Source organism: Streptomyces sp. SID4985, assembly GCF_009863025.1.
In the GTDB taxonomy this organism is placed as follows: domain Bacteria; phylum Actinomycetota; class Actinomycetes; order Streptomycetales; family Streptomycetaceae; genus Streptomyces.
In genome coordinates this window covers 25,085-33,499 of sequence record NZ_WWIR01000321.1, presented here as the reverse complement: position 1 = coordinate 33,499, position 8,415 = coordinate 25,085, and the positions used below count along the sequence as shown (strand labels likewise).

The following is an 8,415-nucleotide window of genomic DNA, read 5'->3' as shown; positions in this document are numbered from 1 at the left end:
ACCCCCCGGGAGGGGAAAGGCAACCCTCAGCGATCCACGTCACCCCGCGCGCGGCTGCATCGCGACGGAAGATGGGGGTAGTCTCAGACGGACTGCATAAGTTACCGCTTAGTAATTTCGAGGCCGCCTCAGGAGCCCCTCATGCAACTCGCCGCGATCATCGTGTCGCTGGTCCTGACCGTGATCGGCGTCGCGCTGCTGGCCCGCGCCGTCGGTCAGTTCGTCCGGTACTTCAAACTGGGCCAGCCCGTGCCCGCCGGGACGCGGACCGACAATCCGTACCAGCGCAGCGTGACCCTGGTGCGGGAGTTCCTCGGTCACACGCGGATGAACCGGTGGGGCATCGTCGGCATCGCCCACTGGTTCGTGGCCATCGGCTTCCTGACGCTGCCGCCCACGCTCGCCCAGGCCTTCGGCCAGCTCTTCAAGGCCGACTGGACGCTGCCGCTGATCGGCGACTTCCTGCCGTTCGAGCTGTACATCGAGTTCATCGGCGTGATGACGATCCTCGGCATCGCCGTGCTCATGGTCATCCGGCTGCTGAGCCTGCCCTCCCGCCCCGGCCGCAAGTCCCGCTTCGCGGGCTCCAAGTCCGGCCAGGCGTACTTCGTCGAGTACGTCATCCTCACCATCGGCCTCGCGATCTACACCCTGCGCGGCCTGGAAGGCGCCCTGCACCACGTCGGCCACTACGAGGCCGCGTACTTCGCCTCGTACCCGCTGGTCCTCGCCTTCAAGGGGCTCGGCGTCGGCACCCTGCAGAACCTGGTCTACCTGGTCGCCACGATCAAGATCGGGACCTCGTTCGTCTGGATGATCGTCGTCTCGCTCAACACCAACATGGGCGTCGCCTGGCACCGCTTCCTCGCGTTCCCGAACATCTGGTTCAAGCGGGACGCAAACGGCGGCACCGCCCTCGGCGCGCTCCAGCCGATGACCTCCGGCGGCAAGCCGATCGACTTCACCGACCCCGGTGACGACGACGTCTTCGGCGTCTCCCAGGTCGAGCAGTTCTCCTGGAAGGGCCTGCTGGACTTCTCCACCTGCACGGAGTGCGGCCGCTGCCAGTCGCAGTGCCCCGCGTGGAACACCGGCAAGCCGCTCTCGCCGAAGCTCCTGATCATGTCGCTGCGCGACCACGCCCACGCCAAGGCGCCGTACCTGCTCGCGGGTGGCGGCAAGACCATGGAGGGTGAGGAGAAGGCGAGCGAGGAGCAGCTCAAGGACGTTCCCGCCGCCGCCCTCGCCGAGGCCGAGCGCCCGCTCATCGGCACCGCGGAAGAGAACGGCGTCATCGACCCGGACGTGCTGTGGTCCTGCACCACCTGCGGCGCCTGTGTCGAGCAGTGCCCCGTCGACATCGAGCACGTCGACCACATCGTCGACATGCGCCGCTACCAGGTGATGATCGAGTCCGCGTTCCCGTCCGAGGCGGGCACGATGCTCAAGAACCTGGAGAAGAAGGGCAACCCCTGGGGCCTGGCGAAGAAGCAGCGCCTGGAGTGGACCAAGGAGGTCGACTTCGAGGTCCCGGTCGTCGGCAAGGACATCGAGGACCTGTCCGAGGTCGAGTACCTCTACTGGGTCGGCTGCGCCGGTGCCCTGGAGGACCGCGCCAAGAAGACCACCAAGGCCTTCGCGGAGCTGCTGCACATCGCGGGCGTCAAGTTCGCCATCATGGGCGGCGACGAGAAGTGCACCGGTGACTCCGCCCGCCGCCTCGGCAACGAGCCCCTCTTCCAGGAGCTCGGCATGGAGAACGTCGCCGCGCTGAACATGGCCTTCGGCGAGGACGACGAGGACGAGAGCACCAAGAAGCCCAAGTCCGCCAAGAAGATCGTCGCCACCTGCCCGCACTGCCTCAACACGCTCGGCAACGAGTACCCGCAGCTCGGCGGCGACTACGAGGTCATCCACCACACCCAGCTCCTCCAGCACCTGGTGGACGAGGGCAAGCTGATCCCGGTGACCCCGGTCGAGGGCCTCATCACGTACCACGACCCCTGCTACCTGGGCCGCCACAACAAGATCTACACGCCCCCGCGCGAGATCATCGGCAAGGTCCCGGGCCTGCGGAACGAGGAGATGCACCGCCACAAGGAGCGCGGCTTCTGCTGTGGCGCCGGTGGCGCGCGGATGTGGATGGAGGAGCGGATCGGCAAGCGCATCAACAACGAGCGCGTCGACGAGGCCCTCTCCCTCAACCCCGACATCGTCTCCACCGCCTGCCCGTTCTGCCTGGTCATGCTGACCGACTCGGTCAACGGCAAGAAGAACGAGGGCAAGGCCAAGGAGTCCATCAAGGTCGTCGACGTCGCCCAGCTGCTGCTGGAGTCCGTCAAGACCCCGGTGGACCCGGCCGAGGACGACGAGCCCGCCAACGAGCCGGAGCCCGAGCCGGTGAAGTAAGCGGTACGACGACAAGGTGCCCCCAGCCGACTGCCGGCCGGGGGCACCTTGTCGTATCAGCGGCAGCACCTCACCGCCGGGAAGAACGCCGGGAAGGAACTACGCCTCCTTCGGCGCCGCCTGCTGCACCACCTCGAAGGACCACAGCGTCGAACCGGCCGCCGCGGGCCGGTGCTTCTCCCCGCCCTCGCCGCCACCGGAGCCACCGCCGGTCCCCTGGTGGGCCGCCTTCATCGGCCCCTCCATCCACGCCTGGAAGGCCGCGTCGTCGCGCCAGCGGGTGTAGACGAGGTACTGATCGGTCCCCTCGACCGGCCGCAGCAGCTCGAACCACTCGAACCCGTCCGAGCTCTCCACCGTGTGGGCCCGCGAGGCGAACCGCTTCTCCAGCACCTCCCGCTGCTCGGCGGGAACGGTCAGCACATTGATCTTGACTACGCTCATGCCCCCATCCTGCCCCCGCCGCAACCGCCACGCGCCCCCGACACCGGCGACCGCGCCCACCCTCTCGGCCCCGCCGGTCACCGCAGCCCGAACTTTTCCCGAACTCACGTACAACCCTTGCGCCTTGAGGCCGGTCTCATGATCGCCGACCGCCTCGCACACCCCCTTGGGCGGACCGAGGGGGAAGCGGGCGGCGGCTTCAGCCGACTGCGGATGCCCGACCCGGCGTCCCCTGTATGCCGCAGGAGAAACCGCATGTACGCACCTCACAGGCTCGCCCTCGCGACGGCCACCGCCGCCGCGCTGACGGGCGGTCTGTTCACCGTCGCCGCCGCGCCCGCCACGGCCGCGGACTCCGTCAGGGTCGCGCGCGCCGACTTCAACGGCGACGGCTACGGCGACATCGCCACCAGCGCCCCCGGCGGCTACGTGGCCGGCCTCAAGGACGCCGGCCAGGTCTCCGTCCTGTACGGCACCGCCTCCGGCGTCAGCGGCGCCAAGCACATCACCCTCAGCCAGAACTCCGCGAACGTCCCCGACACCGCCGAGGCGGGCGACAAGTTCGGGTACGCGCTGGCGTACGGCGACTTCAACCGCGACGGCTACGACGACCTCGTCGTCGGCACCCCGCACGAGAAGGTCGGCTCCGACGCCGACGGCGGCACCGTCACCCTGCTGTGGGGCTCCAAGACGGGTCTGACCGGCAAGGGCGTGACCGTGGCCGACCCGGCCCCCGGCTCCCACGACCAGTGGGGCCGCACCCTCGCCGCGGGCGACTTCGACCACGACGGCCGCGCCGACCTGGTCGTCGGCAGCACGGCCTCCGTCCTCTACGTCTACCGGGGCGGCTTCAACACCGCCGGTACGGCCGTGAGCCGCACCACCGTGGGTGTCCCCGTCCTGGCGGCCAGCGACGCCGGTCCGATGAACCTCACCGCGGGCGACGTCAACGGCGACGGCCGCACCGACCTGATCGTGAACGGCTGGGAGACCAAGACCGCCTACGGCTGGAACACCAACTACTGGCTGCCCGGCACCGCGACCGGCCTGTCCTCGTCCTCCATCAAGAAGCTGCGGTCCGGCATCGTCACCGGCATCGGCGACATCAACGGCGACGGCTACGGCGACATCGTCAGCGGCGCCGGCTGGGACTGGGCCAAGCTGTCCGACGGGACGCCGATCCCCGACTCCTCCACCGGCGGCCGTGTCAACATCACCTACGGGTCCGCCTCGGGCCCCGCCCGGACCGCCATGATCAACCAGGACACCGGCAACGTCCCCGGCGCCTCCGAGAAGGGCGACCAGTTCGGCTGGGACCTGGACCTCGGCGACGTCAACGGCGACGGCTACCAGGACATCGCGATCGGCAGCCCGTTCGAGGACATCGGCACGGCCGCCGACGCGGGCATGGTCACCGTCCTGTACGGCTCCAAGGCCGGGGTGAACACCGCCTCCGGCGCCCAGTCCTTCGCGCAGAGCACCGCGGGCGTCCCGGACAACGACGAGAAGGCCGACCGCTTCGGCATGGACGTCAAGCTCGACGACGTCAACGGCGACGGCAAGGCCGACCTGGTCGTCGGCTCCACCGAGAACGGCGGCGACGGCTCGATCACCTACCTGCCGTCCACCGGCAAGAAGATCACCGTCACCGGCTCGCGCTTCACCGGCGTCGGCAACCTGGGCATCTCCGCCTCCGGCACCCCGCAGCTCGGCAGCAACTTCGCCAACTGAAACCCCGGCCATCCCCGATTCCCCCCTGACGGCCCCTTAGGGGATGTCACAGGTCGGCCGCAAAGCCGGGCCCAGCCCCCTGGGCCCGGCCCGCGACCGCCCCGGACCAGGTACGTTCGACGGGTGGCTGGATTCAGGATCGGACGCGGGGACCACGAAAATCGCTCCCCGCAGGGACAGCAGGCGCCGCAGGGCCCGTCGTACGGCGGCAACCCCGCCCCGCGCCACGGACAGCAGGGACCGTCCTACGGCTACCCGCAGGGCGGCCCGACGTACCCGCAGCAGCAGGCGTACCCCCGCCCGGGACAGCCGGGACAGCCGGGCCCCGGCGGCCCCTCGTACGGCTACCCGGGACAGCCCGCCGACGGGCCGGAGTACTTCGGCGACGGCGGCCACCACCCGGGGCCCCCGGCGCCGCACAGCCCGTACGCGGCCGACAACCCGGGCCACACGCAGGCGTTCTCGATCGACGACGCGGCCGGTTACACCCAGGGCGACACCTACCACGCCGGTGCCGCCGAGCCCTCCGGCCCGACGGGCCCGCCGCTGCACTGGAAGGAACTGCTGAAGGGGATCATCGTGTCCCCGAACCAGACCTTCCTGCGGATGCGCGACTACACGATGTGGGGCCCCGCCCTCATCGTCACCTTCCTCTACGGCCTGCTCGCGGTCTTCGGCTTCGACGGCGCCCGCGCGGACGCCATCGGCGCGACGCTGACCAACGCCATCCCGATCGTGCTGGTCACGGCCGTCGCGATGGTGCTCAGCATCTTCGTCCTGAGCGTGGTCACCCACACCCTGGCCCGTCAGCTCGGCGGCAACGGCAACTGGCAGCCGACCGTCGGCCTGTCGATGCTGATCATGTCGCTCACGGACGCGCCCCGGCTCGTCTTCGCGATGTTCGCGGGCGGCGACGCGGGCTTCGTCCAGGCGATCGGCTGGGCGACCTGGCTCGGCGCGGGTGCCCTGCTGACGCTGATGGTGTCCCGCTCCCACGACCTGCCGTGGCCGAAGGCGCTGGGCGCGTCCGCGATCCAGCTGATCGCGCTGCTGTCGATCGTGAAGCTCGGAACGTTCTGAGTCCGACGCGCGGACACGTGCCCGGGAAACACCCGTACGGCAGACACCCGTCCGGCATATGCAGATCTCATATGTCCCTTTATCTCCCGATACGTTGAGAACGCCGCACCGGCCGAGGAGCCGGTGCGTGCCTCTTCGTCGACACGAATCAGGGAGTGAGTGTGAAAGCTCGCTTTGGCGTGAGCCGCGCAAAGGCGCTCACGATCGCCGCACTGTCCACCCTCGCCGCGACGGCCCTCCAGATACCGGCCACGGCCGCCGGCGGCACCGGGGGCGGAAGCAGCGCGGACCACTGGGGTGTGATCACCCGCAACACCATCGGCTCGCCGGTGGCCGCACTGCGGGAGGGCCCCTACGGCTCGTTCGGCGTCACCGGCGCCGCCGCCCGCCCACCCTTCGGCACCGGCAGCCTCGGCATCGAGGTGGCGGACAACTCCACCTCGCTGACCCCGCCCAGCGAGAAGGTGGACTTCGGCAACGAGGTCGACTTCTACGGCAACCCGGTGCTCGGCCTCACCCAGGTCGGCTTCCGCGTCTTCCAGACCGGCGAGAACGTCTCGTACGGCGGCGACCGGAACCTGCCCAACATCAAGTTCGAGATCAACCCGAACGTCGCCGCCCACCCCGGCGACACCTACTCCACGCTGGTGTGGGTGCCCGGCCCGGTCACCACGACCGGCCGCTGGAGCGGCTACCTGGACGCCACCACCACCGGCACCTGGTTCCTCACGGGCGGCGAGACCGCCTGCACGCAGGCCGCCCCCTGCACGTTCGCGCAGGTCAAGGCCTCGCTGAACGACGGCGGCGCGGCACCGCTCATCTACACGGCGGCCGTCGGCAAGGGCCGCGACCACCTGTGGACCGGCGCGGTCGACGGCCTGCGCATCAACAACAACGTCTACGACTTCGAGGCGAACGGCGTGAAGGTACGCCGCGCCTGACCGAGCCGTACGCGGTCCTCCGAGCCTGGCCGACGACCCCCGGCCGGGCTCAGAGGGCGTCCTTGGACGGCGTCACCGGCTCACCCCGCCTGCGCACCGGGGGCAGCACGCTCCACGGGAAGTTGATCCAGGCGTCGGTGCGCTTCCAGACGTACTCGCACTTCACGAGCGAGTGCGACTTCTCGTACACGACGGCGGTGCGCACCTCGGCGACGGTCTCCAGGCAGAAGTCCCGCACCAGCTTGAGCGTCTTGCCGGTGTCGGCGACGTCGTCGGTGATCAGGACCTTCTTGTCGGAGAAGTCGATCACGTTGGGCACGGGCGCCAGCATGACCGGCATCTCCAGCGTGGTGCCGACGCCGGTGTAGAACTCCACGTTCACCAGGTGGATGTTCTTGCACTCCAGGGCGTAGGCGAGGCCACCGGCCACGAAGACGCCGCCGCGGGCGATGCTCAGGACGATGTCCGGCTCGTAGCCGTCGTCCGCGATGGTCTGCGCCAGCTCGCGGACGGCCTCGCCGAAGCGCTCGTAGGTCAGGTTCTCCCGCACGTCGCTCATGCTCACACCTGGGTCCGGTGGAAATTGAGATAGGACCGCGAGGCGGTCGGGCCGCGCTGGCCCTGGTACCGGGAGCCGTAGCGCTCGCTGCCGTAGGGGTGCTCGGCGGGCGAGCTGAGCCGGAACATGCAGAGCTGGCCGATCTTCATACCGGGCCAGAGCTTGATCGGCAGGGTGGCGAGGTTGGACAGCTCCAGGGTCACGTGTCCGCTGAAGCCGGGGTCGATGAACCCGGCGGTGGAGTGCGTGACGAGGCCGAGGCGCCCGAGCGAGCTCTTGCCCTCCAGCCGGGAGGCCAGGTCGTCCGGCAGCGAGATGACCTCGTACGTGCTGGCCAGCACGAACTCACCGGGGTGCAGGATGAAGGGCTCGTCGCCCTCGGGCTCCACCAGCCGGGTGAGGTCGGCCTGCTCGACGGAGGGGTCGATGTGGGGGTACCGGTGGTTCTCGAACACGCGGAAGTAGCGGTCCAGCCGCACGTCGATGCTGGACGGCTGCACCATGGATTCGTCGTAGGGATCGATCCGCACCCGTCCGGCATTGATCTCGGCCCGGATGTCCTTGTCTGAGAGAAGCACGTCCCGAGGATACGCAAGGGGCGCGGGGGGCGGACAATCGTGGCGAGCGTGTACGGGGCGGCTACGCGACGCGGCCACCTCCGGGGGACGGAGATGGCCGCGCGTTCACGCCGGTTCCCTGCTGTTCTCTCGCTGCTGCTTGCTACCGCTTCTCGAGCGTGACCGGTACGACGCTGCGGAGCCGGGCGCACCGCGGGCACCGCAGAAGCCGGCCGGGGCCGAGCCGCTCGGCCTGCTGCATCGGGAACGAAGCGGTGCTGAAGACGTGGCCGTCCACGCAGCGGACGACGGTGCGTTCCATCAAGTCCCTCAAGTCCCTTCCCCAGGAGCCTCGTCGGGCCATCAACCCCGACGACAAAAGGCACATTACGGGATGACCGGGAAGCCCCTCCAGGCGGCACTCCGCCCCCACCCGAGCCCTCTCCGAGCACCCCACGGTACGCCCCAACTGCGCGCCCCCGCACCGCGATACGCCCCCGACACGCACAGGCCGAGGCACCCGGAGCGGGGGATGGGGTACAGTGAGCGGGCGTTCGGACGTCGAGGCGATTTGGCCGATATGTCCGACTTACGCGGGTGTAGTTTAATGGTAGAACATCAGCTTCCCAAGCTGAGAGCGCGAGTTCGATTCTCGTCACCCGCTCCATGAAAGAGGCCCAGGTCATCGACCGGG

8 protein-coding genes and 1 tRNA gene are annotated in these 8,415 nt (G+C 69.4%); 5 read left to right on the top strand and 4 right to left on the bottom strand.

Annotation, left to right across the window (positions count from 1 at the left end; all coding sequences use genetic code 11):
- The first annotated feature begins 141 nt into the window (after window positions 1-141).
- Window positions 142-2,409, top strand: a complete 2,268-nt coding sequence (locus tag GTW40_RS13585; protein ID WP_161180428.1) for a (Fe-S)-binding protein — start codon at window positions 142-144, stop codon at window positions 2,407-2,409.
- 99 nt (window positions 2,410-2,508) lie between these two features.
- Here the strand turns inward: GTW40_RS13585 and GTW40_RS13580 are convergent, their stop codons facing one another.
- The gene (locus GTW40_RS13580) at window positions 2,509-2,853 is read right to left on the bottom strand and encodes an antibiotic biosynthesis monooxygenase (protein WP_161180427.1); all 345 of its coding nucleotides are present in this window, start codon (window positions 2,851-2,853) and stop codon (window positions 2,509-2,511) included.
- A 255-nt stretch (window positions 2,854-3,108) separates the two neighbouring features.
- On the opposite strand from GTW40_RS13580, the gene GTW40_RS13575 reads away from it, so the two are divergent.
- The 3 genes from GTW40_RS13575 to GTW40_RS13565 all read left to right on the top strand — a co-directional run bounded on the left by GTW40_RS13575 (window position 3,109) and on the right by GTW40_RS13565 (window position 6,605).
- Window positions 3,109-4,584: an FG-GAP-like repeat-containing protein gene (locus GTW40_RS13575; RefSeq protein WP_161180426.1), complete on the top strand. Its 1,476-nt coding sequence runs from the start codon at window positions 3,109-3,111 to the stop codon at window positions 4,582-4,584.
- Window positions 4,585-4,707: 123 nt separating this feature from the next.
- The gene (locus tag GTW40_RS13570; RefSeq protein ID WP_161180425.1) at window positions 4,708-5,664 is read left to right on the top strand and encodes a Yip1 family protein; all 957 of its coding nucleotides are present in this window, start codon (window positions 4,708-4,710) and stop codon (window positions 5,662-5,664) included.
- 179 nt (window positions 5,665-5,843) lie between these two features.
- A complete protein-coding gene (locus GTW40_RS13565) occupies window positions 5,844-6,605 on the top strand; it encodes a hypothetical protein (protein WP_161180424.1) in 762 nt (253 codons plus the stop codon).
- A gap of 49 nt (window positions 6,606-6,654) precedes the next feature.
- On the opposite strand, the gene GTW40_RS13560 is transcribed toward GTW40_RS13565, so the two are convergent.
- The 3 genes from GTW40_RS13560 to GTW40_RS32630 form a co-directional block, all read right to left on the bottom strand.
- Window positions 6,655-7,164, bottom strand: a complete 510-nt coding sequence (locus GTW40_RS13560; RefSeq protein WP_161180423.1) for a phosphoribosyltransferase — start codon at window positions 7,162-7,164, stop codon at window positions 6,655-6,657.
- A 2-nt stretch (window positions 7,165-7,166) separates the two neighbouring features.
- Window positions 7,167-7,742 carry a dCTP deaminase gene (gene dcd / locus GTW40_RS13555; protein WP_161180422.1) on the bottom strand — a complete coding sequence of 192 codons (576 nt, stop codon included), beginning with the start codon at window positions 7,740-7,742 and terminating at the stop codon, window positions 7,167-7,169.
- Window positions 7,743-7,884: 142 nt separating this feature from the next.
- Window positions 7,885-8,055, bottom strand: coding sequence for a hypothetical protein (locus tag GTW40_RS32630; protein ID WP_237525499.1), 171 nt, complete (start codon window positions 8,053-8,055; stop codon window positions 7,885-7,887).
- A gap of 259 nt (window positions 8,056-8,314) precedes the next feature.
- On the opposite strand from GTW40_RS32630, the gene GTW40_RS13550 reads away from it, so the two are divergent.
- Window positions 8,315-8,388, top strand: a tRNA-Gly gene (locus tag GTW40_RS13550).
- Window positions 8,389-8,415: the final 27 nt, after the last annotated feature.

Coding starts and splice junctions, on each gene's coding strand:
- GTW40_RS13575 (WP_161180426.1), top strand. CDS start 3,109: ATGTACGCACCTCACAGGCTCGCCCTCGCGACGGCCACCGCCGCCGCG.
- GTW40_RS13585 (WP_161180428.1), top strand. CDS start 142: ATGCAACTCGCCGCGATCATCGTGTCGCTGGTCCTGACCGTGATCGGC.
- GTW40_RS13580 (WP_161180427.1), bottom strand. CDS start 2,853: ATGAGCGTAGTCAAGATCAATGTGCTGACCGTTCCCGCCGAGCAGCGG.
- GTW40_RS13560 (WP_161180423.1), bottom strand. CDS start 7,164: ATGAGCGACGTGCGGGAGAACCTGACCTACGAGCGCTTCGGCGAGGCC.